26 protein-coding genes are annotated in these 26,995 nt (G+C 64.0%); 8 read left to right on the top strand and 18 right to left on the bottom strand.

Annotation, left to right across the window (positions count from 1 at the left end; all coding sequences use genetic code 11):
- Positions 1 to 113 precede the first annotated feature (113 nt).
- The gene (locus B7E02_RS03840) at positions 114 to 1,247 is read right to left on the bottom strand and encodes a UDP-N-acetylmuramate dehydrogenase (RefSeq protein ID WP_080793250.1); all 1,134 of its coding nucleotides are present in this window, start codon (positions 1,245 to 1,247) and stop codon (positions 114 to 116) included.
- Positions 1,248 to 1,271: 24 nt separating this feature from the next.
- Here B7E02_RS03840 and B7E02_RS03835 point away from each other — a divergent pair, with 24 nt between their 5' ends.
- The 3 genes from B7E02_RS03835 (at position 1,272) to B7E02_RS03825 (ending at position 3,479) form a co-directional block, all read left to right on the top strand.
- The gene (locus B7E02_RS03835) at positions 1,272 to 1,775 is read left to right on the top strand and encodes a DUF2505 domain-containing protein (RefSeq protein WP_080793248.1); all 504 of its coding nucleotides are present in this window, start codon (positions 1,272 to 1,274) and stop codon (positions 1,773 to 1,775) included.
- Between the two features lie 7 nt (positions 1,776 to 1,782).
- On the top strand, positions 1,783 to 2,598 hold the full coding sequence (locus tag B7E02_RS03830) for a class I SAM-dependent methyltransferase (protein ID WP_080793246.1): 816 nt from the start codon (positions 1,783 to 1,785) through the stop codon (positions 2,596 to 2,598).
- A gap of 68 nt (positions 2,599 to 2,666) precedes the next feature.
- Positions 2,667 to 3,479 (top strand): LmeA family phospholipid-binding protein, encoded by an 813-nt coding sequence (locus B7E02_RS03825; protein WP_080793245.1) that lies wholly within the window; start codon positions 2,667 to 2,669, stop codon positions 3,477 to 3,479.
- A 107-nt stretch (positions 3,480 to 3,586) separates the two neighbouring features.
- On the opposite strand, the gene B7E02_RS03820 is transcribed toward B7E02_RS03825, so the two are convergent.
- The 5 genes from B7E02_RS03820 to B7E02_RS03800 form a co-directional block, all read right to left on the bottom strand.
- The gene (locus B7E02_RS03820; protein WP_245802155.1) at positions 3,587 to 4,462 is read right to left on the bottom strand and encodes an HtaA domain-containing protein; all 876 of its coding nucleotides are present in this window, start codon (positions 4,460 to 4,462) and stop codon (positions 3,587 to 3,589) included.
- 310 nt (positions 4,463 to 4,772) lie between these two features.
- Positions 4,773 to 5,594 (bottom strand): heme ABC transporter ATP-binding protein, encoded by an 822-nt coding sequence (locus B7E02_RS03815; RefSeq protein ID WP_080793241.1) that lies wholly within the window; start codon positions 5,592 to 5,594, stop codon positions 4,773 to 4,775.
- Positions 5,595 to 5,611: 17 nt separating this feature from the next.
- Positions 5,612 to 6,730: a FecCD family ABC transporter permease gene (locus B7E02_RS03810; protein WP_080793239.1), complete on the bottom strand. Its 1,119-nt coding sequence runs from the start codon at positions 6,728 to 6,730 to the stop codon at positions 5,612 to 5,614.
- The gene (locus B7E02_RS03805) at positions 6,727 to 7,836 is read right to left on the bottom strand and encodes a heme/hemin ABC transporter substrate-binding protein (protein WP_080793238.1); all 1,110 of its coding nucleotides are present in this window, start codon (positions 7,834 to 7,836) and stop codon (positions 6,727 to 6,729) included. Before B7E02_RS03805 ends, B7E02_RS03810 begins: the two co-directional genes overlap by 4 nt.
- A 113-nt stretch (positions 7,837 to 7,949) precedes the next feature.
- A complete protein-coding gene (locus B7E02_RS03800) occupies positions 7,950 to 9,896 on the bottom strand; it encodes an HtaA domain-containing protein (protein WP_245802154.1) in 1,947 nt (648 codons plus the stop codon).
- A 221-nt stretch (positions 9,897 to 10,117) separates the two neighbouring features.
- On the opposite strand from B7E02_RS03800, the gene B7E02_RS03795 reads away from it, so the two are divergent.
- From B7E02_RS03795 to B7E02_RS03785, 3 genes are all read left to right on the top strand, one after another.
- Positions 10,118 to 10,726 carry a hemin receptor gene (locus B7E02_RS03795; protein ID WP_245802153.1) on the top strand — a complete coding sequence of 203 codons (609 nt, stop codon included), beginning with the start codon at positions 10,118 to 10,120 and terminating at the stop codon, positions 10,724 to 10,726.
- A gap of 192 nt (positions 10,727 to 10,918) precedes the next feature.
- Positions 10,919 to 13,132 carry a heavy metal translocating P-type ATPase gene (locus B7E02_RS03790; RefSeq protein WP_080794414.1) on the top strand — a complete coding sequence of 738 codons (2,214 nt, stop codon included), beginning with the start codon at positions 10,919 to 10,921 and terminating at the stop codon, positions 13,130 to 13,132.
- A 10-nt stretch (positions 13,133 to 13,142) separates the two neighbouring features.
- Positions 13,143 to 13,469 carry a metal-sensitive transcriptional regulator gene (locus tag B7E02_RS03785; protein ID WP_080793234.1) on the top strand — a complete coding sequence of 109 codons (327 nt, stop codon included), beginning with the start codon at positions 13,143 to 13,145 and terminating at the stop codon, positions 13,467 to 13,469.
- On the opposite strand, the gene deoC is transcribed toward B7E02_RS03785, so the two are convergent.
- Positions 13,458 to 14,117: a deoxyribose-phosphate aldolase gene (gene deoC, locus B7E02_RS03780; RefSeq protein ID WP_080793232.1), complete on the bottom strand. Its 660-nt coding sequence runs from the start codon at positions 14,115 to 14,117 to the stop codon at positions 13,458 to 13,460. The genes B7E02_RS03785 and deoC overlap by 12 nt on opposite strands.
- A 50-nt stretch (positions 14,118 to 14,167) precedes the next feature.
- On the opposite strand from deoC, the gene purU reads away from it, so the two are divergent.
- Positions 14,168 to 15,082 carry a formyltetrahydrofolate deformylase gene (purU, locus tag B7E02_RS03775; protein WP_080793231.1) on the top strand — a complete coding sequence of 305 codons (915 nt, stop codon included), beginning with the start codon at positions 14,168 to 14,170 and terminating at the stop codon, positions 15,080 to 15,082.
- Between the two features lie 158 nt (positions 15,083 to 15,240).
- On the opposite strand, the gene B7E02_RS03770 is transcribed toward purU, so the two are convergent.
- The 6 genes from B7E02_RS03770 to B7E02_RS03745 form a co-directional block, all read right to left on the bottom strand.
- On the bottom strand, positions 15,241 to 16,794 hold the full coding sequence (locus B7E02_RS03770) for an MDR family MFS transporter (protein ID WP_080794411.1): 1,554 nt from the start codon (positions 16,792 to 16,794) through the stop codon (positions 15,241 to 15,243).
- 95 nt (positions 16,795 to 16,889) lie between these two features.
- The gene (locus tag B7E02_RS03765; protein WP_080793229.1) at positions 16,890 to 18,551 is read right to left on the bottom strand and encodes an MDR family MFS transporter; all 1,662 of its coding nucleotides are present in this window, start codon (positions 18,549 to 18,551) and stop codon (positions 16,890 to 16,892) included.
- Complete coding sequence (locus B7E02_RS03760) at positions 18,548 to 19,198, bottom strand: TetR family transcriptional regulator (protein WP_425429774.1); 651 nt, start codon at positions 19,196 to 19,198, stop codon at positions 18,548 to 18,550. Before B7E02_RS03760 ends, B7E02_RS03765 begins: the two co-directional genes overlap by 4 nt.
- A 168-nt stretch (positions 19,199 to 19,366) precedes the next feature.
- On the bottom strand, positions 19,367 to 19,678 hold the full coding sequence (locus tag B7E02_RS03755) for a DUF2516 family protein (protein WP_080793226.1): 312 nt from the start codon (positions 19,676 to 19,678) through the stop codon (positions 19,367 to 19,369).
- A 27-nt stretch (positions 19,679 to 19,705) separates the two neighbouring features.
- Positions 19,706 to 20,215, bottom strand: coding sequence for a CGLAU_01105 family protein (locus B7E02_RS03750; RefSeq protein ID WP_080793224.1), 510 nt, complete (start codon positions 20,213 to 20,215; stop codon positions 19,706 to 19,708).
- A 25-nt stretch (positions 20,216 to 20,240) separates the two neighbouring features.
- Entirely contained in the window at positions 20,241 to 21,578 is a 1,338-nt protein-coding gene (locus B7E02_RS03745; RefSeq protein WP_425429773.1) for a DUF445 domain-containing protein, read from the bottom strand.
- Positions 21,579 to 21,640: 62 nt separating this feature from the next.
- Here B7E02_RS03745 and B7E02_RS03740 point away from each other — a divergent pair, with 62 nt between their 5' ends.
- Positions 21,641 to 22,621 carry a DNA glycosylase AlkZ-like family protein gene (locus tag B7E02_RS03740; RefSeq protein ID WP_080793217.1) on the top strand — a complete coding sequence of 327 codons (981 nt, stop codon included), beginning with the start codon at positions 21,641 to 21,643 and terminating at the stop codon, positions 22,619 to 22,621.
- A 65-nt stretch (positions 22,622 to 22,686) separates the two neighbouring features.
- On the opposite strand, the gene B7E02_RS14730 is transcribed toward B7E02_RS03740, so the two are convergent.
- From B7E02_RS14730 to B7E02_RS03715, 5 genes are all read right to left on the bottom strand, one after another.
- Complete coding sequence (locus B7E02_RS14730) at positions 22,687 to 23,187, bottom strand: IS5 family transposase (RefSeq protein WP_218672379.1); 501 nt, start codon at positions 23,185 to 23,187, stop codon at positions 22,687 to 22,689.
- Positions 23,171 to 23,566 (bottom strand): IS5 family transposase, encoded by a 396-nt coding sequence (locus tag B7E02_RS14725; RefSeq protein WP_080793216.1) that lies wholly within the window; start codon positions 23,564 to 23,566, stop codon positions 23,171 to 23,173. Before B7E02_RS14725 ends, B7E02_RS14730 begins: the two co-directional genes overlap by 17 nt.
- 248 nt (positions 23,567 to 23,814) lie before the next feature.
- Positions 23,815 to 24,159 (bottom strand): hypothetical protein, encoded by a 345-nt coding sequence (locus B7E02_RS03725; RefSeq protein WP_080794406.1) that lies wholly within the window; start codon positions 24,157 to 24,159, stop codon positions 23,815 to 23,817.
- Positions 24,160 to 24,216: 57 nt separating this feature from the next.
- Positions 24,217 to 24,966: a succinate dehydrogenase/fumarate reductase iron-sulfur subunit gene (locus B7E02_RS03720; RefSeq protein WP_080793213.1), complete on the bottom strand. Its 750-nt coding sequence runs from the start codon at positions 24,964 to 24,966 to the stop codon at positions 24,217 to 24,219.
- Entirely contained in the window at positions 24,966 to 26,978 is a 2,013-nt protein-coding gene (locus tag B7E02_RS03715) for a fumarate reductase/succinate dehydrogenase flavoprotein subunit (RefSeq protein ID WP_080793212.1), read from the bottom strand. Before B7E02_RS03715 ends, B7E02_RS03720 begins: the two co-directional genes overlap by 1 nt.
- Positions 26,979 to 26,995: the final 17 nt, after the last annotated feature.

Here is a 26,995-nt window from a genome sequence, read left to right as displayed (position 1 = left end):
GGTCCTCGCCGGTGGGAGGCCACCGCCGCCCACGGTGTTCGAGGGATCCGTGCAGGGCCATCACGGGGGAGGGCCCTTCAAACGTGGAGCCTGTCCTGCGGGAGCGGAGTGGCTCAGTCCCGGTCACCGGAATCCTCCGGATCCAGTGCCACCCCCACCCACACCGGCTCGGGAACCAGCCGCACCCCGAATCGTGCGAAAACGCCGTCCCTGATCCGCCTGGCCAGTTCCACCACGTCGGTGGCGGTGGCCTCACCGCGGTTGGTCAGTGCGAGGGTGTGCTTGGAGGACAGGGCAGCCGGCGCGCCGCCTCCCGGGAATCCCCTGGCAAAGCCCGCACGCTCGATCAGCCACGCTGCGGAGAGCTTCTCCCTGCCCTCCCCCGCGCCGTAGCGGGGCATCGGGGAACCCGCGACGGCCTCTACCTCATCCGCATGCGACGTCGGGACCACCGGGTTGGTGAAGAAGGAGCCGGCGGACCAGGTATCGTGATCGGCGGCCTCGACCACCATGCCCTTGGCGCGTCGCAGTTCCAGGACCGTCTCGCGCACCAGCCCGCACGGGCGGCGCACCTCACCTGCGGCGTCCTCCCCCTCGGACACCGCGAGACGTCGGGCGAGCTCGCCGAAACGAAGCGGAGCGGACATCCCATCCGTGGACAACTGCAGCTCAACGGCCAGGACGACGGCACGTTCGGTGAATTTCAGATTCGAGTATCGGTAGGCCAGATCAAGCGATGCCGCCGGCTCCCAGGACACCTCACCGGAGGCACGGTCGAGAAGCTCGACGCGCAGAAGGACATCGGAGACCTCGGTTCCATAGGCCCCGACGTTTTGCACCGGGGTGGCCCCCGCCGAACCGGGGATGCCCGAGAGGCACTCGATCCCACCCATCCCCGCCGCGACGGCGAGGGAGACCACATCATCCCATTCCGCCCCGGCCTCCGCCGTGACAACGCCGCTGGCGAGATTGAGGGAGACATCATCGGCTTCGATGACCACGGCCACCACCGGGATATCGCCATCGGCGACGACGAGGTTGGAACCCCCGCCGACGATGAGCAGGGGGCAGGTGTGGGCGTCGAGAAGCCGCACCGCCTCGACCACCGCGGTGCGTGTGGAGCAACGCAGTGCGAGCAGGGGTTTCCCTCCGACGTGGAGGGTTGTCAGTCCGGCGAAGGTGACCTCGCGATCAAGCTCAACACCGTCAATGGCGGCAAGTTTCTGGGTCAGCGGTGAATCCAACACCCCACTAACGGTAGTCTTAACGGCATGGCAACGCGCAATGACAACACAGTAACGATCAACCAGCCCGCGGCGAAGGTCCACGAGGCCTTCAACAACCCCGACTACTGGTCCTATATCGTGGCGAATCTGAGCCCCGAGCCCGGCGAGGTCAACGACTTCTCCCATAATGACGGCACCGCTGTGGCCACCCTCTTCGAGGTTCTTCCGCTGGAGATCCTCCCCGAGGCCGTGCGCGCAATGATCAGCCAGGCGCTCAAGGTCAAGCGCGTTCTCACCATCGGGGCACTCGACGGAAACAACGCACAGATCGATTACACCGCCGATGTCAAGGGAACCCCGGTCGATTTCAACGGCACCATCGCGCTCTCCGGCGATGATGCCACCTCCACCCTGTCCTACAGCAACGAGGTCTCCGTGAACATCCCCTTCATGGGTCCGGCCATCGAGCCCAAGGTCGCCGAGGCGCTGGGTGAGCTCTTCACCAACGAGGGCGCGCTGACCGAGAAGTGGATCTCCGAGAACATCTAGCGCATCAATGGTTGATCACGCGCACAACCTGCGCGCCGAGTTCGGTCGCACAGCAAAGCCGATTGGCGTGATCACCCGGGGCACCACCGGGGTCAACCGTCTCAGACGGTTTGACCGCTGGTGCTTCCACCACCCCCGCATCCGTGAACTGATGGCGCGGGCAGCGCACCCCCTGGCACTCGATCTCGGCTACGGCGCCAGCCACACCACCACCGCGGAATGGGGGCCGTGGCTGCACCGGATGCGTGTCGACGCCCGGGTCGTTGGACTGGAGATCAATCCGGAGCGGGTGCTGCCCGCACAACACGGCGTGACCTTCGAACTGGGTGGCTTCGAGCTCGCGGGCCACACCCCGCATCTGGTCCGCGCCTTCAACGTGCTCCGCCAATATGACGTCGGGCAGGTCGAGGACGCCTGGGCCACCGTCATCTCCCGGCTTGCGCCCGGCGGGGTGTTCATCGAGGGCACCTGCGATGAGCTGGGGCGGCGCTGCAGCTGGATCCTTCTCGATGCCTCCGGCCCCCGCACGCTGACCCTGGCGTGGCAGCCCTCGGATGTCCCACAACCCTCGGATGTCGCCGAGCGGCTTCCCAAGGTCCTCATCCACCGCAACGTCCCCGGGGAGAGAATCCACACCCTCCTCGGCGCCGCCGACCGCGCCTGGGATCATGCCGCGGGCTGGGAACCCTACGGCCCGCGCGTGCGCTGGGAGAAGGCGCGCGCGATGATGATCGACCAGGGTTGGCCGGTTCATGTGGCACGCGGACGCAGCCGGGACGCCCTGCTCACCGTTCCCTGGGAAACCGTCGCACCCGACTGCTAAGAAGTTGTTACCGGATTGTGCAGCGCGCTGGCTTTGCCCGCGGCAGCCGATGAGGGAGACTGGAGGGCGTGGCTAAATCAAAGGGATCCGCTATTTCCAAAGTTCTGATCATCGTCATCGCGGTGATCCTCCTGTTCCTGCTCATCGCCGAGTTCGGACTGCGCTGGTTCATCGGCAACAGACTGAAGGCGCAGTTCGCCGACCAGGTCGCCGAACAGGGTGTCACGGTGGAAGAGGAACCCTCCATTTCCTTCGGACCGACTCCCCTGCTGCTCGGCATCGCGAGGAACAGCATCGGAGAGGTGACGGTGAACACTCCCGAAACCCTGTCCATCACCTACCCCGGCGGTGCCGGCCAGACACCCGAGATTCTGGGAACACCGCAGGCCACCGTCACCCTCAAGGGCCTGAACATCAGCGATACGGAGAATCCCACGGCAAGGAGCATGGACATCACCACCTTCGCCACCGATGATTTCATTCTGGCCACGGTGCAGAGGGAGATGTCGACCCAGATGGGCGGGGGAGAGAGCACCGATTTTGCACAGCAACTCCTCCAGGAGCTCATCCAGATCACGGATGTGACCTCGGATCCCGCGGCGGGGGCCGTTGAGGTCGAGTTCACCGGCGGAGCGGCCGGGCTGACACTTCGCCCCACCGTTGACAACGGCCAGGTCTCCTTCGAGGTGCTGGAATCCCAGCTCTTCGGTATCGGACTTCCCGAGGAAGTCTCCGCGGCGCTCACCGAGGGTCTTCAGAGCTCCGTGGATCAGGTCGCCGGTGGCCTGCAGGTGGCGGGCATCGAAGTCCTGGACAACGGACTGAAGATCGACCTGACCGGTCAGAATATCAATGTCCGCACGCTGGAGCCGGCGGCGTAGACATCCCATCCAAAGCGTGGAACAAATTCTCCCCGCAGGCTGGTTTTCCCTGATGGGATACCCAGCTCGCGGGGAGCAGTGTTAGTGATGCCCGAATCAGCCGGTGGCTACTTGTTCCAGTTCTGCACGCTCTGGATGATGTAACCGAAGACCGCAGCGAGCAGTCCGCCCAGCCCGACCAGGGTTCCGACGTTGAGGAAGGAGTTGACAATCCCCGTCAGCTCCGACAGGTCGCTGGAACCGGGGGTGCTCGGCTTGGGGTCCGTGCTCGGCTTGGGGTCCGTGCTTGAGCCCGGGGTGCTGGAGCCCGGGGTGCTGGAGCCCGGAGCTGAGGAACCCGGGGTCGAGGGCTTGGGGGTGGTGGGCTTCGGGGTCGTCGGCGGTGCGTCGAGGCACTCCTCGGTGTTGGTGAGATTGAGGGTGATGTCCGCCAGAGGATCGCCTTGACCGTAGAAGTTGCCGAACACTGCGACGCCTGCGCCGGTGAGTTTGGTCTTTCCCTTCACGGAGACCGTGGGCTGCGTGAGATCAGGAGTGGAATCGAAGGTGATCTGCGCAAGCTCGGCGCGCTTTCCGCTGAGGAACTTGCCGACGGTCTCGGTGTTGATGAACTCGCGGGACTTGTAGTCCACGGCCAGGGTCCCGGTGTTACCCTCGACGTCTACCACGATATTGGAGAAGTCTAGGTCCAGGATGAAATTGTCATCAACCTGGGTGGCATCCTCACCCTTGTAGTGATTGTGGCCGGTCCAGTGGACGCCACCCTTGTGCTCCACCACGCCGGCGGTCACATCAGTCGAGGAGGAATTGACCGGCCAGGAGAAGGTTCGGCCGCTTTTGGTCCCGGAGGTCTGGACTCCATCCCGTACCTGGATGCCACCCTTGTACTGATAGGCGGTACCGTTTGCGATGGGACCCTCAAGGTAGTTGTTGAAGGATTCCTTCACATTCCAATTGGCGGTACCGGTGGTGGTGGTCTTCACATTCTTACAGGTCCCATCCGCCTGGGCGGATGCGGTTGGTACTACAAGTGCAGATGCCGCCACAGCGACGCCGACGGCCATTGCCCATCCACGAGACGAGAAAAGCGCCATATCTATCCCCAATTCTTGAGTTTCGGAAGTTGTCATTCAGGCGATACGAAATCTGCAGTTCGCCGGTGAAGGTAATGCTAACTTAAGAAACTCCAAAAAGGACTGATCGCACCCCCGCTATAGGGTAGCCTTTCCTAAATTCACTGCGTATACACGGTGAGATGCTTCCCAATGCAATCAAAAGTTCGAAACAAACCGCTCAAATTCCGCTGTTAGCACTGAGAAATCCCAAGCTAGAGATATCAGGCGTCGCTCTTTGCGGTATAACTCGCACACTTTTTCTATTGCTCTCGTCCCGGTGGCGTTCGACCCTGATCGGCCAGCCGTAGACCCCACTGAGAATCTCGGAGGTGTACACCTCATCCACCGTCCCCTGGGCAACCACCCGTCCCCTCTCAAGACAGACCACGCGGTCACAGTAGGCCGCCGCGGCATTGAGGTCGTGCATGACGACGATCACGGCCGCACCGCTGCGCGCCAGCGCACGGGCGATCCCCAGGGTCTGTTCCTGGTGGCCGATGTCCATGGCTGCGGTCGGTTCGTCGAGAAGCACTACGGGGGTCTGCTGGGCGAGCACCCGGGACAGCGCGACCCTCGCCTTCTCACCGCCGGAGAGGGTGGTGATCTCGCGCTCCGCAAGATGGGAGACGCCGGTGGCTTCGAGGGCGACCTCGATCACCGCGCGGTCGGTCTCGGGATCGGAGGTCTTCTCCCAGGGTCGGCGCCCCATCTCCACCACGTCCCAGACGAGGAAGGAGAACGCGACCGAGACATCCTGGAGCATCACGGCCCGCAGCTGCGCCATGTGAAGTGGAGAGGCCGTGGCCGGGTCGAAACCACCTATCCTGACCTCACCCGCGATCCTGTCCCTGTCACCGGTGAGAACCGCGAGCAGTGTGGATTTTCCGGCACCGTTGGGGCCGATGAGGCCGAGCACCTCACCCGCGGCTGCGGACATGGTGACGCCGTCGAGAAGCTTCTTCTCTCCGATGGCAACCGTGACGTTGTCAACGGTGATCATTTCTGTGGCTGCCACGATCAGTGGCCCCCCTTCTTCAGCATGCGGCGCAGGAGTATGAAAAATGTCGGACCACCGACCAGCGCGGTGAAGATTCCGATCGGGAGATCCGCGTAGGGAACAACGGTCCTGGCCGCGATATCGGAGAGACAGATGAGCACGGCACCACCCAGCGCGGAGGCGGGAATGAGGATTCTGTTCGCCGGCCCGGTGATGGTGCGCAACAGATGTGGGATGATCAGCCCGACGAAACCGATCAGACCCGCATAGGCCACCGCACCGGCGGTGAGCAGCGTCGAGGCGCCGATCGCGATCAGCCGCAGCCGGCCGACATTGAGCCCCACGTGCCCCGCGGCGCTCTCCCCCAGCGCGAGGACATCGAGGTGACGTCCCAAACGCCATGCGACGAACATACCGACGACGGCGATGACGAGCACCACCGACACATGCGACCACTGCGAACCGTTCAGGGAGCCCATCTGCCAGAAGACGATCTCATCTCGGGAGGTTGTCGGGGCGAGGTAGACGAAGAAGGAGATGATCGCCCCGCTGACCGCGTTGACCGCGATACCGGTGAGAATGAGGTTGATCACCTGGACCCGGCCGCTGCTCCTGGCCAGCTGATACACCAGAACGGTGGTGATCACGGCCGTGACGAAGGCACCGAAGGCAATGGTCGAGGTCCCGAGGAAGGTGAGATTGAACACGATGACGAATGCCGCCCCCACGCCGGCACCCGAGGTCACACCGATCACAGACGGTTCAGCCAACGGATTGGAGAACACCGCCTGCATCAGGGCCCCCGAGACGCCCAGCGCCGCACCGACCAGGATCCCGAGAACGATCCGGGGAATCCGGATCTGCCACACCACCTGTTCGGGCATCGTGGTGGCACCCAGCGGTCCGGCCGCAAGGACACCGGGGAGATCCGCGAGCGGGATCGTGTACTGCCCGACAATGATCGACCACAGGGCCGTGGCCAGGAGCAGGATTCCCAGACCCACGAAGAGCGCGATCCGGGTTGCCCGGCGCCTGGCGAGCACCGAGCGCTCCAACCGGGCCAGCTGCGCGGTACCGGGCTGCGACCGGGCTGATTGAGAGGACGGGGGCGGGACTGCCCGCTCCACCCCGTGGCTCATCGCTCAGACTCCGGGAGGTAGAGCTCACGCGAGGCGCGCAGCAGAAGCTCGCCCGTCTGCGCCCCGAAGGCCAGTGACTGTCCATCGGGGAGGGCAAGGATGCGCTGGTTCCTTCCCGCCGTGGTCTGGGCGATGCCGGGACGTTGGAGCAGCCCGTCAATACCGCCGGTGGACACCAGCCCCTCCGACATCATCACGAAGACCTCGGGATCCAGCTCCGCCAACGCCTCGGCATTGGCCGGTGCCAAATCCTCGATGCCGTGCTCGGCGGCCATATCACGCCCACCGAGCCCTTCAATCAGGTCGCGTCCGCCATAGGCGTCGCCGATAATGAAGAACACGCCTCCCGTGCCGCGGGCGTAGAGAAAGACCATGCGCAGCGGATCCTCGGGAACCAGCTCCTGCACCACACCCCTGGCCTGGTCAACCTCGGTGACCGAGCGCTGCGCCAGCTTCTCACCCTCGTCCGCAAGACCGACCACCGAGGCAATGTCGATGATGTCGTCGCCGATGGATGCGATCGTCCGCGTCGGATCCATGACCACGGTGGTGATTCCCGAATTGCGCAGCTGCTCGATCACCTCGCGGGGACCGATGGAATGGTCGATGATAATCAATGTCGGATTTATCTCCAGGATGGCCTCTGCGTTGAGGTTGTGTCCACCCGTGGTGACCACGGGCACATCCGCCAGCGCCGGTTCCGTCGAGCTGACGGTGCGCCCCACAATATTGTCCGCCAGGCCGATTCCGGCGATCGTTTTGGAGTATGTTCCATAGAGATCCAGGGGAAGGATCCGGGAGACATCGGTGACCTCCACGTCGAATCCATCAGCATCGGTCAGCTGGACCGGAAGGCTGGGTTCCGCGCGGTCGGTGACCGGTTCCACATCGCCGATGTCATCGACGAGACTCATCCCGGTGAACGTGTGCGGGTCGCTGGAATGATCCGCGTTCTCCAGCTGCTGGATCAGCTCCTCGTTGCCGGATGATGTCCCCGGGGAATCCCAGGACGCACATGATGACAGGGCGAGGCTCATCGCGACTGCAACTGCCGTGACCGCCCCGCGCAGTGAGGGACGGCTCCGCACCCCTGATGTCGTGTTCATATCAGTTCCACCTCTTAAATGTATCTATAAATTCTGGAAGGACGGTGCGCCGGTACGGCACAAAACGGAGGCCCGCACGATGGTGCGGGCGGGAACTCCGGAACGGGACCTTGTTATCCCGTGGGATTGCTGGCGGTGAACCTGGTCATCGATCCGCCGGCGACGATGAACGCGGCGACGATCAGCATCAGGGTGGTTCCGGTGTCCAGGCCGAGGCCTCCCCCGGTATCCTCGCCGGTGGACCTGATCCGGAACTGGTTTCCCTCTCCGTTGCCGTAGGAATCTGAGGTTGTCGCCTCTCCGAAGGTTGGCGAGGTGGCCCCCGCGGCGACGGCATCCATGCCCCCGCCACTGACTCCCGCGACTGCGCTGCCCGATCCACCGGATCCCTGGGATGCCGCGCAGTTGGCCGCTCCACCCAGTGCGGCGGTGAAGGAGAGGGGGTCAAGCCGCTGACCCGGCTGATAGAACTCCGCGAAGGCCTGAGAGCCGGCGGCCGACAGGATCACACCGGCGGTACCCGAGGCTTGTGTCTCCGCGACGTTCAGCGAACTGAAGTTCAGTGTGCCCACCACGGTTCGGCCATAGTCCCTGCTGGATCCTTCCATATCGCTGGAGACCACATCCGCGATCAGCTCCCCGCTGTTACCGTTGAAGGTGATCTCGATATTGGACAGCCGCAGGTTGAGGATTCCACCGTGCCCGGTGAAGTGTACTGAACCGGGATAGAGAATTGTCCCCGACTGTGCCGAGGGCGTCACCGAGCCGTTGCTTCCTGCGAAGACGAACTGCTGGTTCTCGAAGCCGACACCGTTGAGTTCCCGCTGTCCCTTGGCTATGGATCCGCGGATGTAGTTCTGGAACGACTGCTTGACCCCCCAGGTCAGTTGGGACTGGGTCACACCCACCGCCCCCTCGGCCGTGCACACCGAGGAGCCGCCGGCGGGCGCCGAACCGGAGGCCGCGGCACCGCCCGCCCCCGCTGGTGCCGCACCGGAGGTGGCGGCTCCGCTGGGGTTGCCGCTCCCGCTGACACCTCCGGTGCCGCCGACGCTGCGCGCAGCCCCCGCTGCCGCGGTGTTTCCGTTGGCACCACCCTGTGCGGCCGTGCCCGCATTCGAGACGGTGGTCCCTCCCCCGATACCGGAACCGCCCGCCGCGACGGAGTTCGCCGGGGCAGAGGTGGTCTGTGGCTTCAGCCGGGCTTGGAGGGTATCCAGATTGCAGAAAAGACGCTCGGAGTTCACCAGGAGGTTGTTCCACATTGCGATGCTGTCATTGACACTCTGGATCAGTCCGAGGGTGCCATCCTGTGCTCCCCCCGTGGCACTGACCCCCAGCGCGCCGGCTGAGCAGTCGGCTTTGGCCCCACCGCCGGAGCCTGAGGTACCTCCGGAACTCGGAGCGGTGGAGGTGTCGCCGACGCTCAGGGATCCCGAGGTGTCGTCGAACTGCTGCCCCTGCTCATAGAAGCCACCGAATGCCTGAACCGCACCGGGGGATATCACCGAAGTGCCCGAGAGATCGATGGCGCCCGCGCGGAAACTGGCGGGACTGTTGAGATTCACGTCGGCGATCGGGATGTCGCTGGAGACGATGTAGTCACCGAGATCTTCATAGGTCATCCCCTTGAATTCGCGGGAGACCACGTCCGCGATGATCTGCGCCCGGCTGCCGTCGACCCGAACCTTGAAGTCCGAGATCGTCATGTCAAGAATCCACACATCGTTGGAGCGGTGTCCGTAGAAGTGGACGGATCCCTGAAGCGCCACCGTGCCCGAGGAATCACTGTCGACGGCGGTGCCGTTCTCCCGGGGAGGGAAGCTGAAGTTCCGGCCGTCGTCGCCGGCGCCGTCACCGACCTCGATGCCTCCCCTGGCCGCACCCGTGGTGATGTAGTTTCGGAAACTCTGTTTGAATCCCCAGTTGAGGGAGCCACCGTTCGCGGTTCGGTAGGAGGTCTGGGCCGACGCCTCGGGTCCACGGCCGCACACGACGGACATCGACAGCACGATCAGCAGCGTGGCCACCACCGCACACGCGGCTCGCAGCGGTTTCACCGCTTTCGCAGGTGGAGAATCGGAGAAGAGATGCATTATTAGGGGTCCCATTTCATCAAGACGTCAGTGAAAATCAAGGCGCACATCAGGGCGGGGCTGGAGACCGTTCAGAGCCCAACCCCGACAAGATAAGGTTATGCTAACTTACTTTCATAGAGTTTCGTAAGCGCCCGAAAGGTTGACTACCCCATTTAGAGGTGGGGGAAGAACAGGAATCAGCAATGCAGGACCACCACACACATGACGCCTTCACCAGTCTCTACCCCGACGTTGACCCCGGGACCCCGATTCCGGTCTCCTCCGGCGAACGGATATCCACCGGGGTCGCGGCGGCCACGCTCGCCTACGGCGCGGCGGGCATGGATATCGTTGTCACCATCGCCGGTCTGGCGCTGGTGATCATCAGCCTCGCGGTTCCGGCCGCCTCCGTGAAACGGAGGATCCGCAGAGAGGCGCGCACCCGCTTCCCACGGGAGCCATGGGCGGAGAGTGCGCTGCTCAACAACGTGAACACGAACCTGTTCGTCCCCGTCTTCTGGGCCTTCATCGCGGCCTCCAGTCTCGGCATCGGCTATTTCCTCCCCGCGGATCTCCTCACCCGTGGCGGAATCAACTGGGGCGCCGTCGCGGCAGCCGTGATTGCCTTCATCACCACATGGTTCATGCCCGGCCTCTCCCCCGTCTGGCTCGGCAGGAAAAAGCCGGACCCCGACCGGGCACCGCACCACCAGTCCCCGGCTCCGCGGGATTCAACGGGCGCACCCCACACCACGGGGGACACCTCCGTGCTGGATCTCTCCGGTACACCTGTCAACCCCATCCGACCCTGAGCCGGACGGCACCACCAACTCCGGACGGACCCTTCCCCCCGCCGCCCGGGCTGTCCACACCCTTGAGTTATACCCCCCAGGGGTATATGGTGGGGTGCATCGAAGCATTGCGCATCTACTCAGGGACTGACTAAATTGACACAACTTCCGGCCGCACCGAACCTGGTCCACGTCGATCTGGGCATCACGGGCATGACCTGCACCTCCTGCTCCGCCCGCATCGAACGCAAACTCAACAGGGTCGACGGGATCGACGCCAATGTCAACTACGCAACTGAATCGGCCTCCGTCTCCTATGACCCATCCAAGGCGGACACGGACACCATCGTCAACACCGTCAAGGCCGCAGGATATGACGCCTTCACCATGGGCGCCAAGGCACCCGGGGAGGCGACGGGCACCACCGAGGTCCGGGACGGACAGAGCCGCATCGACGCGGCCCGCGACAGCGAGGCCGGAGACCTCAGGCACCGGCTCGTCATCTCGGCGGCCCTGACGGTTCCCGTCGTCCTGCTCAGCATGGTTCCCGCGCTGCAGTTCACCAACTGGCAATGGGCCGTGCTGACCATGGTCACCCCGATCTTTTTCTGGGGAGGGACACCCTTCCATTCCGCCACCCTGACCAATCTGCGGCATGGCTCCTTCACCATGGACACCCTGGTCTCGCTGGGAACCTCCGCCGCCTACCTCTGGTCGCTGTGGGCGCTGTTCATCGGCAGCGCCGGCCACGCCGGCATGAAAATGGAGGTCCACCTCCTTCCCTCCGGCTCGACGATGGATGAGATCTATCTGGAAACCGTTGCCGTGGTGATCTCCTTCCTCCTTCTGGGCCGCTGGTTCGAGACCCGGGCGAAGGGACAGTCCTCGGAGGCGCTGCGAGCGCTGTTGAACATGGGCGCCAAGGACGCAGCTGTGATCCGCGATCACGCCGAGGTCCGCGTCCCGGTGTCATCACTTCAGGTCGGAGACATCTTTGTCACCCGACCCGGGGAGAAGATCGCAACCGACGGTCGCGTGGTGGACGGCAGTTCCGCGGTCGATGAATCGATGCTCACGGGCGAATCCATCCCGGTGGAGGTCACCGAGGGCTCCCCCGTCACCGGTGCGACACTGAACACCTCCGGCCGGCTCCTGGTGGAGGTCACCCGCACGGGAGGGGATACAACGCTTGCCCGGATGGCCAAGCTGGTCACCGACGCCCAGTCGAGGAAGGCGCCGGTCCAACGCCTCGTCGACCGCATCTCGCAGGTCTTCGTCCCCACGGTCATCGTCATCGCCATCCTGACGCTGATCGCGCACTTTGTGTTCACCGATGCCGGCCTGGCACCCGCGTTCACCGCCGCGGTCGCCGTGCTCATCATCGCCTGCCCCTGCGCCCTCGGCCTGGCCACTCCCACGGCCCTGCTGGTCGGCACCGGCCGCGGCGCGCAGCTCGGCCTGCTGATCAAGGGCCCCGAGGTGCTCGAATCCACGAAGAAGGTGGATACCATCGTCATGGACAAGACCGGCACGGTCACCTCCGGCATCATGTCGGTCACCGATGTCACCGTCGCCGACGGATTCGCAGCACAACAGGTCCTGGCGCTGGCCGGAGCCGTGGAGGCGGCCTCCGAACATCCCATCGCGCAGGCGATAGCGAAGGCAGCGGGCGAGACGAAGCGTGTCACCGGCTTTGAGAACCTCGCCGGCCACGGCGTGAGGGGAACGGTAGACGGACGAAGCGTCACGGTCGGACGCCCCCCTGCCACGCTTGACGACGCCCTGGATGCCGCATTCACCGAGGCACAGGGCCTCGGCGCAACCCCGGTGGTGGTACAGGTCGACGGTACGGCGGCGGGTGTGATCACCGTCCGTGACACCGTCAAGGACACCTCCGCCGAGGCTGTCGCCACCCTGAAGGATCTGGGGCTGACCCCGGTTCTGCTCACCGGCGACAACGAGGGCGCCGCAACCGCGGTGGCACAGGAGGTGGGTATCGATCCCGCGAATGTCATCGCCGGGGTCCTGCCCGAACAGAAGGTCGAGGAGATCGAACGTCTTCAACGGCTCGGCAGAAACGTCGCGATGGTCGGCGACGGGGTCAATGACGCCGCCGCACTCGCACAGGCGGATCTGGGCCTGGCGATGGGAGCGGGCACCGATGTCGCCATCGAGGCCTCGGACATCACACTGATGAGCAACGATCTCCGCTCGGCCGGTGGTGCCATCCGGCTCTCCCGCCGCACCCTGGGGACGATCAGGGGCAACCTCTTCTGGGCCTTCGCCTACAATATCGCCCTGATCCCGGTCGCGGCCCTTGGCCTGCTCAACCCCATGCTCGCCGGCATCGCGATGGCCTTTTCCTCCGTGTTCGTGGTGTCCAACTCACTGCGCCTGCGCGGATTCTCCACCACACACAGCTCTTGAAGGAGTGGCCATGCACAATGAAACCGTCTGCCAGGACCACCACGACCACCATGCACATCATGGCTACATCGGCGAGAAGGACCGCTATCTGGCCAGACTCAAACGCATCGAGGGTCAGGTGCGGGGAATCCAGCGGATGATCGACGAGGAACAGTACTGCATAGACATCCTCACCCAGATCTCGGCGGTCAACTCGGCGCTGCGCAAGGTCGCCCTCGGTCTTCTCGACGACCATATGAAGCACTGCCTGCGCGATGCCGCCGAGCTAGGCGGTGGGGAGCTGGACACCAAGATCAAGGAAGTCTCCGATGCCATCGCCCGCTTCTCACGGGCCTAGGATCTCCCCCGCCCCGGAGGTAAGAATCCGGGTGGCTCCGGCCCGGACGAGCTCCTCGGCCTGCGCGAAGGTTGCGATACCACCGGAGGCCGTGACCCCGATCAGGCCCTGAGCTGCGGCGGCGATCATCTTCACCGCCTCCGGCGATGCCCCTCCGGCGGGATGGAAACCGGTGGATGTCGCGACGAAATCAGCACCGGCTGCGCGGGCTGCACGGGTGGCCACGGTGATGGCCCGTTCATCGAGCACCGCAGCCTCAATGATTACCGTGAGCAGCACCGGCGAGGGAACGGCTTCGCGGACGGCAACCATCTCGGAGAGCAGCGCGTTCTCATCCGCCACCTTCACCGCGGCGATGTCGGGCACGACGCCGATCGCTGAGGCCCCGTTCTGCACCGCGAACCGGGCCTCCGCGGCCTTGATCAGCGCAACCGACTTTCCATGGGGGAATCCCGCCACGGTGCCCACGCGCAGCCCCCGTTCCTGGGCTGACCTGGTCAGTCCCACCATGGATGCCGGGACCCAGATGCCGCCCACGCCGAGGCCGAGTGAGCTGCCGATAAGCTCATCGATCTCCGCGGGGGTGACCTCCGGCCCCAAGCGTGCGTTGTCGATGATCGCTGCCAGCTCACTGCGGGAAATGCTCATGCACCAAGCCTAGATGGGAGGTGGCGGAGGGGTGAAGTAGAATCCCTGCAATGACCCCGAGTACTCCCGAAATCCGGAATCGACCCAGCACGGCACCCGAGGAACGGCAGTACGTGCTCACCTTCGGCTGTCCCGACTCCACCGGCATCGTGGCCAGGCTCTCCTCCTTCCTCGCCGAACGCGGTGGCTGGATCACCGAGGCCGGTTATTTCACCGACCCCGACAGCAACTGGTTCTTCACCCGCCAGGCCGTGCGTGCGGAATCGATTGATATTCCCATCGAGCAGCTGCGTGCGGAATTCAGCGAGGTGGCGGAGGAGTTCGGACCCCGCGCCCGCTGGCGGTTCACCGACACCGCCCAGGTGAAGAAGGCCGTTCTCCTGGTCTCCAAGGAGGGCCACTGCCTCCACGACCTCCTGGGGCGCGTCGCCGAGAACGACTACCCCATGGAGGTGGTCGCGGTGGTGGGCAACCACGACAACCTCGAATACATTGCGGAGAACCACGGCGTCCCGTTCTTCCACGTCCCCTTCCCCAGGGACGCGGTGGGCAAGCGGAGGGCCTTCGATGAGGTTGCGGAGATCGTCAACGGGTTCGATCCCGATGCGATCGTGCTTGCGCGGTTCATGCAGATCCTTCCCCCCGACCTGTGCGAGATGTGGGCCGGTCGCGTACTCAACATCCACCACAGCTTCCTGCCCTCCTTCATGGGCGCGCGCCCCTATCACCAGGCCTATGGAAGGGGTGTCAAGCTCATCGGCGCCACCTGCCACTACGCCACCCCGGATCTCGATGACGGGCCCATCATCGAACAGGACGTCATCCGGGTGACACACAAGGACACCCCCGCCGAGATGAAGCGACTGGGACGCGATGCGGAGAAGCAGGTGCTGGCCCGGGGCCTGAGGTTCCACCTCGAGGACCGGGTGCTCGTCTATGGCAACCGCACCGTGGTCTTCGATTAAACCACCGGGCGGTGTCGGCCGTTGCGCGGTGAGGTGACCGCTGTTGTGCGCCACCGCTCCTCCACCGGATCGAGGCGAAGAATCGGTCCCGGCATGACAGAATCCCCCGGTCCCCTCCCCCGGGTTGGGGAGGGGACCGGGGGTTCGTTGCGGGAAACCTAGTGGGCCGCCACCGGTGCTTCATCGGTGGTGGTCTCGCGCAGCTTCTCCTTGCGGATGAACAGCAGCAGCACGAAGGCCGCGGCAATCAGCGGCATCATGATGAAGAACACCGGGGTCAGCGCATCATTGTAGGCACCGGCGAAGGCATCGTGGAGCACCGGGGGGAACTCCTTGACCAGGGCCGGGGTGACATCATTGGAGTCCAGCCCGCCCGTCTGCGCCAGCGCCGCCTGCTCCGCGGGGGTCAGCTGGGCAATTGCACCGGGCAGCCGCTCGGACATCAGGGTGCCGAGGTTGCCCACGAAGATTCCGCCCACCAGCGCGGAACCAAGGGAGGAACCGATCTGGCGGAAGAAGTTGTTCACCGCCGTGGCCGAACCCACCACTGCGGTGGGCAGGGTGTTCTGGACGATGAGAACGAGGACCTGCATGGCGAAGCCGAGTCCGACACCCAGGACGAACAGATAGATACCGATCTGCCAGAGCGTCGTCTCAATGGTCAGCGTGCTGAACAGGAGCAGCGAAACGAAGGTGATCGCCAGGCCGAAAGGCGGATACCATTTGTAGCTGCCCGACCTGCTGATCTGGATACCCGTCCAGATGGAGGTGCCCATCAGGCCCACCATCATGGGGATCATCATGTAGCCGGCCTCGGTGGCGTTGATGTTGTGGACCATCTGCAGATAGGTCGGGAGGTAGCCGACCACACCGAACATGGCCACACCGAGTACCAGGCCGGCGATGGTGGTGAGGGAGAAGTTGATGTTCTTGAAGAACTCCATTGGGACCAGGGGATCCTTGGCGCGCAGTTCCACGATCACCAGCAGCACGGCGGCGATGACGGTGGCAAGGATCAGGCCGATGATGATCGGATCCGACCACTCATAGCGTGAGCCGCCCCAGGTGGTGAACAGGATGAGGGAGGTGGTGGCCACGATCATGAAGAAGGTGCCCAGGTAGTCCCAGTGGAACTTCACGTTCCTCTTCGGAATGTCCAGGAAGTAGACGGCGACGCCGATGGCGATGAGTCCCAGGGGGATGTTCATCCAGAAGACCCAGCGCCAGCCCGGGCCCTCGGTGAACCAGCCACCGAGCAGGGGCCCGAGAACGGCGGAGAGTCCGAATACCCCGCCCATGACACCCATGTACCGGCCACGTTCCCTGGCGGGGACGACATCGGCGATGATCGCCTGGGAGAGGATCATCAGTCCGCCGCCGCCGATGCCCTGCACCGCGCGACCGACGATCAGCGCGACCATGGAGTTGGCGAGACCACCGATGATGGAACCAGCGAGGAACACGACCAGGGCCCCGATGAACAGGCTCTTGCGTCCGACGAGGTCACCGAGCTTGCCGTAGATGGGGAGCATGACGGTTTCGGCCAGCAGATACGCGGTGATCACCCACATCATGTGGTCCACGCCGCCGAGCTCGCCGACGATGGTGGGCAGGGCCGTGCCGAAGATCATCTGGTCGAGGCTGGCCATCATCATGGCCACCATCAGGGCGCCGAGCACCCACCAGACCTTCTTCTGCTGTTCCGGGGTCATCGATGATTCGCGTTTGCCCCGCTTCTGGGGCTTGACTGTGACGGCCGCTCCCGCGGTCGCGGCGTCGTCACGCTCGTGTGTTTCTTGGTTTTTCACTAGTCGTTCGTTTCTTTCAGGTGCTCTTCGCGGATGAAGAACAGCAGACAGGCTGCAAGCGCAGCAAGGGGCACGAGTGCCAGGAAGATGGGGGTGAGAGCATCGTTGTAGGCCAGTTGGATTGCTTCGCGAATGGGAGCGGGCAGGTCCATCACCAGATGCGGGGTGAGATTCTGCGCTCCATCAAAGGAGCCTAGTTGACCGGCGGCGCCCGCGCCCTCCCCACCCATGGATGCCACCGCGGCGGGCACATACTCGGTGAAGCGGTTTCCCAGGTTGGTGATGAACATTCCGCCGATGAGCGCGGCCCCGACGGAGCCACCGATCTGACGGAAGAAGTTGTTGGCTCCGGTGGCCGTTCCCACCATGGTGACCGGGAAGGAGTTCTGGACGATGAGCACCAGAATCTGCATCGCGCAGCCGAGGCCGAAGCCGAAGGCGAAGAAGTAGATGCCGATCAGCCACAGCGGGTCGGCGGGTTCGAGTGTGGACAGCAGCACCAGGGCACCGACGATGATGAGCATGCCGGTGAAGGGGTACCACTTGTACCGGCCGGAGGCCGATACCATGTTGCCCACCACGATCGAGGTGCCGATCAGGCCGACCATCATCGGAATGAGCATCAGTCCGGCCTGGGTCGGATTGAGTCCGTGCACCATCTGGAGATAGGTCGGCATGTAGGAGATCGTGCCGATCATGAACAGCCCGACACCGACGCCGGCGACCGCCGTGAGCACGAAGTTGCGGTTCTTGAACAGGAACATCGGGACCAGCGGATCGGTGGCGCGGAGTTCAACGAAGACGAAGATCACGGTGGCGACGACGGCGGTCAGCGCCAGACCGATGATCATGGGGGAACCCCACTCGTATTCATTGCCACCCCAGGTCACGGTGAGTACCAGTGCGGTCGTGGCGATCGCCATGAAAAGCGAACCGAGCCAGTCGATGCGCACCTTCCTCCGCTCCCGCCGGGGCAGTTTCAGGAAAACGGTGATCGCGATCAGCGCGATGACACCGATGGGCACGTTCAGCCACAGTCCCCAGCGCCAACCGGGTCCGTCGGTGAACCAGCCGCCGAGCAGCGGGCCGATCACGGAGCTGAAGCCGAACACCGAACCCATGACTCCCATGTACTTCGCCCTCTCACGGGGAGTGGTGACATCGGCGGTGATCGCCTGGGAGAGGATCATCAGGCCGCCACCGGCGATGCCCTGCAGTGCGCGGGCGACGATCAGCGTGCTCATGTTCTGCGCGAGAGCGCCGATCATGGAGCCCACCAGAAACAGGACGATCGCGAACATGAACAGGTACTTGCGTCCCAGCTGATCGCCGAGCTTTCCGAAGATCGGCAGCGAAATGGTCTGACCGAGCAGGAAGGCCGTGATCACCCAGGTCATGTGGTCGACGCCACCGAGCTCGCCGACGATGGTCGGCAGCGCGGAACCGAAGATGGTCTGCCCGAGTGAGCTGAGCAGCATGGCGAGCATGAGCGCACCGATGATCAGTTTGAGATGTCCACCGGATTTTGCTGCGACCTCTTCCGGGGCCTGTCCGTGGTTGGTGGGCACGTGTGCGGCCGGTGCACCGCTTCTGGAGATGGTGGTGACGGGACGGTCCTGGTTGAGCAGGTCGTTCTTGTCACCGTTGTTGCTTGGAGTCATATGGTTCGTCCGCCTTGAAGAAGAAAGATATTGGTGAGTGCTTGATGGCAGCAGGCGCGGAAGTCGGCGGCTTGCGCCCCGTCCAGCTCGTGCCAGGCCCGCGCTCCTTGAAAAACTGCGGCGATCAGGGTCCCGACCACTGTGGTGGCCTCGGTTTGTGGCGAGGCATCGAGCTGCTGGGTATCCGGCCAGCGGTCGTAATAGTCGGTCAGGAGGTTCTCCAGCTCCGCACGCGCCTGATGGAATCGGGCGAAGTGCTGAAGCGCCAGATCCTGGTGCCGCACCCGGATCTCCTTGCGGCGCCGCAGGAGCTCACGCTGAAAGGAATCATCCTGATGGTCCTGGATCCCGAACAGATCAACGACGAGATCGAAGACAACCTCCAGGACATTGTCATGTCTGGTGGCGAGGAAGCATGCGATCTCCTCCTCGCTGGGAGCCCGTGGGCCGGGTCCGATCGCGGCGACTTCCTTTGACGGGATGTAGTTGAAGAATGTCCGCTTGGACACTCCCGTTGCCGTGCAGATGTCCTCGACGGTGACGCTGTCGAAGCCCTTCTCGAGGAAGAGACGGGTCGCGTTGTCCATGATCGCATCGAAGGTTCGGCGTCGTTTCAATTCCCGGAGGGAGGGTTGTTCTTCAGTCACCCAAGTAAACCTAGTGCAAACTTACACTGGGTGCAATATTGCACCGGGTGAATTTAGCGACCACATACCGCGAGGGTGAGATAGCACACACAGATGCAAAAATACCCGCCACACAGGGCGGGGACAACCTCGCTTCTCGACGCCGACGAGGGCATCACACGGCCGGGGCTACCAGCCGCCGGCCCCGCGGAGGATGCCGTTGATCTGGGGACGGACGTCCCACCAGTAGAGCCCGATGAACACCATGGCCGCCCAGCTGAGGAACGGCACGGCCAACCCCACCCCGCTGAGAAAGAGCACGAAGCCCGATGCCCCGAGAATGGCCACCCAGATCCATTTGTTCTGCCTGCCCGCCACCTCGAAGGCGTCCTCACGGGTACCGGCCGCCAACACGGCGCCGATGAATCCCGTGACGGCGATCAGCAGGTAGATCCCCTGGATGACCAGGGAGGTGCCATATGACAGCAATGTCAGGTCCATGATGTATCGGAAACTTCCTTGGTAGTTCTACGGCGTCGGTGTCCCGGTGTCGCCCTGTTCGGCAACGACCTCTCCGTCGATGATATCCTCTTCCGCATCCTTCGTGGCATCCGGGGAATTCGGTTGCGTCCCCTCCTCCTTCTCCGCCTTTCTCGCCCCGCGTTTGGAACGAACACTGTCCACGGCGTCATCGAACCTGTCCCTGGAGGACTCGACCGCGGAGGCAAAGGCCGCCCTTGTGGCGTCACCCTCCTCTGCGACCACGGACTTCACGGACTCGGCCACACCCTTGATGAATCCGCCCGCATCGCGGGCGATCTCCCTGCCAGCCTGGAGATAATCCTCCCGCGAGTCCGCCTTCCTGATCGAATCCAGCGCACCGGAGGCGTCCGCCTTCAGTTTGCCGATTCCCTCCCCACTGTCGTCGCCGAGATCCTCGCGGACTTTCCTGGTGACCTTGCCCGCCAGGTCACCCGCTGCGGAACCGGCCTGCCCCCATTTGTTCAGGACGCCGTCCCTGTCTTCCTCGCCACTCATGCCGCATCTCCTGTCATGTCAACCCTCATGCGCCGAACATCAGATGAGATACAGTGTAAATGGCCAACCCTGCGAGCGCACCCACTATAGTTCCGTTGAGGCGAATGTACTGCAGGTCCTTGCCCACCATCAGTTCGATCTTGTCCGAGGCCTCGTCAGCATCCCAACGCTCGATCGTCTCGGAGATGATCCCGGTGACCTCGGGGGCGTAGTTGTCGGCGAGGAAGGCCGCCGCACCGGTGATCCTCTTGTCCAGCGAGGCCCTGAGCCCGGCATCATCGAGCAGCCTGCCGCCCCAGGTCACCGACAGCTCGGCGATCTTCCGGCGCAGGATCGACTCGGGATTGGACGTCGCATCAATCAGCGAGGTCGAGGCGGAGACCCACACGGTCGGGGCCACCCTGGCGATGGCCTCGGAACCCATGACATCGGCCTTGACCTCCTCGACGCGCGCGATCATCTTCGAATCATGCTGCAGGTCAGTGGCAAGCTGCCCGAGGAAGCGGCGCACCGCCTGCCTGGCCTCATGATCGGGATCCTCTGCGACGGCCTCGGTGAACTGAATCAGTTCCCGGTAGACCTTGTCCCCCACCAGTTCATTGATGAACTTCGGTGCCCAGATGGGTCGACGCTCGTTGAGCAGACGGGTGATCAGCTCCTCGGATCCCAGCGCCTTCCGGTGGAGCCAGACGCTGAGCTCCTGGACCACCGGCTCCGCCTTGCCCTCGGCGATCAGCTGCTCGAGCAGCCGTCCCGCGGGAGGCCCCCATTCCGGCTCCGCGAGTTTCTCTATCAGCGCGGAGTTGATCACGGCCTCCGCATCCTTCGGGTCGATCGCCCGGATGACGTTGGCCGTCAGCTTTCCCGCCTCCCGGGACACCTTTTCCCCGTTCGACGGCTGCGACAGCCACTCCCCCAGACGATCGGGGATTTTCGCCTGTCTGACCTTCTCCGTGATCAGCGGTGCATTGAGGAAGTTCTCCCCGACGAATCCGCTGAGCGCCTCACCGAGCTGATCCTTCTTCCGCCTGATAATCGCGGTATGGGGAATCTTCAGGCCCATGGGATAGCGGAACAACGCGGTCACCGCGAACCAATCCGCCAGCCCGCCGATCATGCCCGCCTCGGCCGCGGCGCGCAGAAAACCGACCCAGGTCGCGGTCTCCCCCTCCCGCGTCTCGACGAAACGGCACAGCAGATAGACGACGGCGGCGAAGATAAGCAGTCCGGTCGCCACGGCCTTGTGCCTGCGCAGGTCCCTGCGGCGCTGCGCCTCGACCTCGGGCGACGGGCCGGGAACCGCGGAGGTTTTCTCCGATGCGACAGATAGATCGGATGTCTGGTGTTTTCCCATAGCCCCCATTATGTCTGCCCGGTGAAGCCGAGGAGAGCCGGACCCGGGGGACCCCTGCTACCTTGTCAGTTATGAGTAGGCCATTGCCCCTGGACCGGCTGCGCGCCCTGCGCCTGGTGGGCCAGCTGCTGGCGGCCTCGGCGGCAGGGCCGCGTGGATCGGTCGGTGCCGGTGCGGTGGGCGTCGCAAGCCACATGCTCGCCACCCAGGCGCAGCAGAGAACCGCGGCGATTAACGCCATCGATCTGCGCAACGGTTCCGCGGGTGCGGCCGAGGCGCTCGCGTCCTCACAGTTGATTCGCAGCTGGTCGCAGAGGGGTACCCACCAGCTCCTGGCCGCCTGTGATGTGCGGTGGATGACGCTGCTGTGCTCACCACGGGTGCTCGCGGCCTCTGCCAAGCGGCGGCCCGCCCTCGGGCTTGATGATGCCGCGGTCGATCGGGCCAGGGATGCTCTGTTCGCCGCCTGCACCGAACCCGTGACCCGCGACACCGCCTACGGGCTGTTCGCCTCGGTCGGCGTGGATCCGCAGGGCGGACGCGGTCAGCACCTGCTGCGGCACTTCGGGGGCGAGGGGGAGATTGTCCAGGGACCACCGGTGGGCGGTGGGGACACCTTCGTGCTTCTCGACGCCATCGCCCCGGGACAACACGACCTGCACGGGGATGCGGCACTGCAGGAGGTGACCGGCAGGTACCTCGGTTCACGCGGGGCCGCCGGTGTGAAGGATCTGCAGTGGTGGACCGGGCTGACGGTGCGTGAGGTCAGGCGGGGACTGTCCATCATCGAGTCCGCCGGGGAGGCTCACCGCGTCGACGGTCCCTCCGGGGAACAGCTGTGGATACCCGCATGGGCGGAGGATGTCAGCGCCGCGGAGGTCGAGGCCGCCCTGGGCCGGGAGATCACACTTCCCGCCTTCGATGAGTACCTGTTGTCCTACAGCGACCGCAGCCACGTGATGGATCCGGCACACCAGTTCTCCATCGGCCCGGGCCGCAACGGCATCTTCAAGCCCTTCCGTGTCGTCCGCGGCGAGGCGCTGCCGCTCTAAGGGGGACGCCGGCCGGGTGGTCGGGGTTGTGCCGACCCCGGAGTCCTGCTCGAAGTACTCCATGGCTAGGGCGTGTCTTGTAAAAGGTTGAGCCACGCGATCACTCCGTTGAGGACAACTGCGGCCCGGTACACGATCGCGAGCTTGTCATACCGAGTCGCGAGTCCTCGCCACTGTTTCAACCGGCAATAGCCACGCTCGATCACGTTCCTTCCCCGATACTTCTCCGCATCAAACTTCGCAGGCCTGCCACCCTGCATGCCGCGCCGCTTCCGATGCCCCTGCTGATCACGAGGTTCGGGGATCACCGCTTCGATGCCACGCCTGCGCAAGTACGCCCGGTTCGCCCGCGAGGAGTACGCCTTGTCGCAGAGCGCGGCATCGGGCCTGGTGCGACGGCCGACCCGCACTTGTTCCATGAGCGGGATGAACATCGGCGAGTCACCATCCTGTCCCGCTGAGCAAATCGTCACCAGCGGCAGGCCGCGCCCATCGACGAGCTGATGTGTTTTCGTTGACAAGCCGCCCCGAGAACGGCCGACTGCGTGGTCAGGCGGCTCGGTCAGCGGATTCTTGTAATTCGATATAGCCCTTTTTTACGCGTTTGGTGTTGGTCGCGTGCTGATGCGCACGAGCGATCGTGGAATCCACCGATACCGACCAGTCGAGCAGGCCCTCGCGGTCTGCGTACTCGTGCAGACGCGCTTGCGCCCGATCCCAGACACCATCGTCGGCCATGCGCCTATGCCACGCCCAGACCGTTTGCCAAGGCCCGAAAGCATCAGGAAGGTCTCGCCACGCGATCCCGCATCGATACCGGTAAATGATCCCCTCGACCATCAGTCGGGCGTCGGCGAACGGGCGGCCCTTCTTGCCCGTGGGACCAGGCAACAAATCAGCAATCAGTGTCCATTGGTCGTCTGAGAGGAGCTGGAATCGAGACATACCTCCACGATCTCAGCTCCCACAGAATTCATTTGCAAGACACGCCCTAGCTGCGCGAGGTTGATCACCATGATCAGTGTGATCAGCGCTCCGACGATCAGGACGATTGTTCTCTGCACCCTCTCAGACCAATTGATCGGCCGCGGGCACCGGAAACGGTCCCAGGATGCAGAAAACCCGCCCCCGGATCGCTTCCGGTGTGGAAGCGGTGGGGACGGAGGGTTTCCGCGGTCGGGTGGAGGCGTCGGCTACTGGGAGCGGCCCGTCTCACGGGCATAGCGGTGAAACTCGCGGCGACCGTGAATGATTCCATAAGCTCCGCCGACGAGCATGATCACGGTCATGACCGCGCCGATCCACATATAGGTCACCCAGTGCTCCTGGCTTCCCACCGTTGCGGAACCCGCGGCGAAGATCATGGTGCCGATGCCGGCGAGTGCGCTCAGGAGCAGCGCCATGCCCACCCAGGTTGAGGCGCGGGACAGGGAGGAGTGCGCGGCCGCGTAGCTGACCGGCACATAGCCCTGGACATAGTGCATACGCTCGGTAGCTTTAGCTTTCTGAGCCTGTGCGGAACGGGAAGCGGAGGACATGGCGTTCACTCGTCTTTCTTCTAGGAAGCCTGCGGAATAATTCTCTGACTCTACAGCCTAGTCGGCCTTGTTGCGGAAAGCTGCACGCGCACGCTCTTTGGTGACCGCTGCCACAGCGGTGAGGGGGATACCTGCCGGGCAGACGTCAGCGCACTCTCCGTAGAGCGAGCAGTGTCCGAAATTGGTCTCCATCTCATCGACCATCTTCCGTGCGCGGAGCCCACGCTCCTCCTTGCCCAGGGGCAGCAGTGAGAGGTGAACGAGCTTTGCACCGGTGAACAGATGGGCCGCTCCATTGGGGCAGGCCGCCACGCAGGCACCGCAACCGATGCAGGCCGCGTGGTCGAGCGCGAGCTCGGCGGTCTGGTGGTTGACGTGGAGGGTGTCCGCATCAGGGGCGGTACCCGCGTTGATGGAGACGTAGCCGCCGTGCTCCATGACGCGATCCAGTGCGGAACGATCAACGACCATGTCCTTGATCACCGGGTACGCCGCGGAACGCAGAGGCTCGATGGTCAGGGTGTCGCCATCGTTGTAGCTGACCAGACGCTGCGCACAGGCAGGCTTGTTCTGATCGGCTCCGTGGGGACGACCGTTGACCAGCAGACCGCAGGTGCCACAGATGCCTTCACGGCAGTCGGAGGCGAAGGCGAAGGGCTCTCGCCCCTCCTCGATGAACTTGTTGTTCACGTGGTCCAGCAGTTCCAGAATGGACATCTGGGCAACAGCGTCGTCGACGTTGACCGTCTCAAACTTGCCCTCAGCAGTGGGTCCAGCCTGACGCCAGATCTCAAGATGAAGTTTCATTACTTGTAGTTCCTTGTCTGCAGCGGGATTGACTCGAAGAACAGTGGCTCCGCGTGCCGGATGAAGGTCCCGTTCTCGCCGGGCTCCCATGCGGAGACAAAGCACCACTCGTCATCGTTGCGCTCTGCCTCGCCGTCCTCGGAGAGGTGATCGTCGCGGAAGTGGGCACCACAGGACTCGTCGCGGTCGAGAGCATCCACGCACATGAGCTCGCCCAGGTCGATGTAGTCCGCGACGCGGGCCGCGTATTCGAGAACCTGGTTCATCTCGTCGGGGGTGCCGGTGATGCGCATGTTGGCCCAGAAATCCTTGCGGAGCGCACGGATCTTGTCAATGCCCTCCTGCAGATCCTTGACATTTCGCGCCACACCACAGGCGAAGTAAAGGATGTCACCGAGCTGACGGTGGTAGAACTCGGGTCCGTGCGGGTTCTCACCGCGAATGTTCATCAGCTTCTCAATACGCGCCTGGGCGCGCTCGAGGGCGGCCACCGCCTCCGGTGAATCCTCAGCCAGCCGCTCGGTTCCCAGCAGGGGTCCGAGGTAGTTGGGGATGGTGAAGGGCAGGGTGAACCAGCCGTCGACGGAGGCAGAGAGCAGGGAGTTCGCACCGAGACGGTTCGCCCCGTGATAGGTCCAGGACGCCTCGCCTGCGCAGAAGAGACCGGGGATGGAGGTCATCTCATTGAAGTCCGTCCACAGCCCACCCATGGTGAAGTGGCAGGTAGGAGCGATACGCATCGGGCTGGAGTAGGGATCCTCGCCGATGGCCTCCTCGTACATGGTGAAGAGGTTGGAGTAGCGCTCGCGGATGGTGTCCTGGCCGAGTCGCTCCGTGGCGTCACGGAAATCCAGGTAGGCGGCATTGTGCAGCGGGCCGACGCCGAGACCGGCGTTGATCTGCTGCGAGATGGCACGGGAGGCCACGTCGCGGGGAACCAGGTTTCCGAATGCCGGGTAGCGACGCTCGAGGAAGTAGTCGCGCTCGTCCTCGGGGATGCTGTTGGGGTCGCGGTCGTCCTTGGGCACCTTCGGTGACCAGATGCGGCCGTCGTTTCGCAGCGACTCCGACATCAGAATCGTCTTTGACTGCCAGGTCGAGTTGACCGGAAGGCCGGTCGGGTGGAACTGGATGAAGGAGGGCGAGGCAAAGTATGCTCCGGCCTCGTAGGCGCGCATGATGGCAGAGGCGTTGGAGTTCTTCGCCAGGGTCGACATGTGGTAGACGTTGCCATAACCGCCGGTGGCCAGGATCACCGCGTGACCGGTGTGCGCAGTCAGTTCGCCGGTGATCAGGTTGCGCATGATAAGGCCCTCGCACCGCCGCTGTCCGTCACGCTCGGCGACGATGACATCAACCATCTCGTTGTGGGTGAAGATCTCCACGGCCTTGAGGTGGATCTGACGCTGCAGGGAGGACGCGGTGGACAGCTGGAGCTGCTGGCCGGTCTGACCGCGGGTGTAGTAGGTCCTGGAGACCTGCACACCACCGAAGGAACGGGTTGCCAGCGTGCCGCCGTATTCGCGGGCGAAGGGTGCGCCGATGGCGTTCATGTGGTCGATGACGCGGACGGACTCAACCGCCAGGCGCCAGCAGTCGGACTCGCGGCAGCGGTAGTCGCCGCCCTTGACCGTGTCCTTGACGTGCCGGTAGGCACCGTCGTTGTCCACCTTCTTGCCGCGGGCGGAGTTGACGCCACCCTGCGCGGCGATGGAGTGCGCACGACGCGGTGCGTCGTGGTAGGTGAATGCCTTCACGTCGTAGCCGAGCTCGCCGAGTGCGGCCGCGGCCGCACCACCGGAGAGGCCGGTACCGACGACCAGGACGCGGAACTTGCGACGGTTCAGCGGGGAGACCAGGTTCATGTGGTCCTTCTGGTACTCCCACATGTCCTTGGTCGGGACGCCCCGGGGCTCAGCGGCATCCAGCACGGATCCGGGCTTGACCTCTTTGAGGATTGAAACGGGCTGCTTGAACTCGGGACGCTCGATGGTGTCTGAGTGAGTGCTCATTAAAATATTCCTACCTT

Source organism: Corynebacterium pacaense (assembly GCF_900169525.1).
Classification (GTDB): Bacteria; Actinomycetota; Actinomycetes; order Mycobacteriales; family Mycobacteriaceae; genus Corynebacterium; species Corynebacterium pacaense.
Note: the sequence above shows the minus strand (reverse complement) of the source record. Positions and strands in the feature narration are given on the sequence as shown.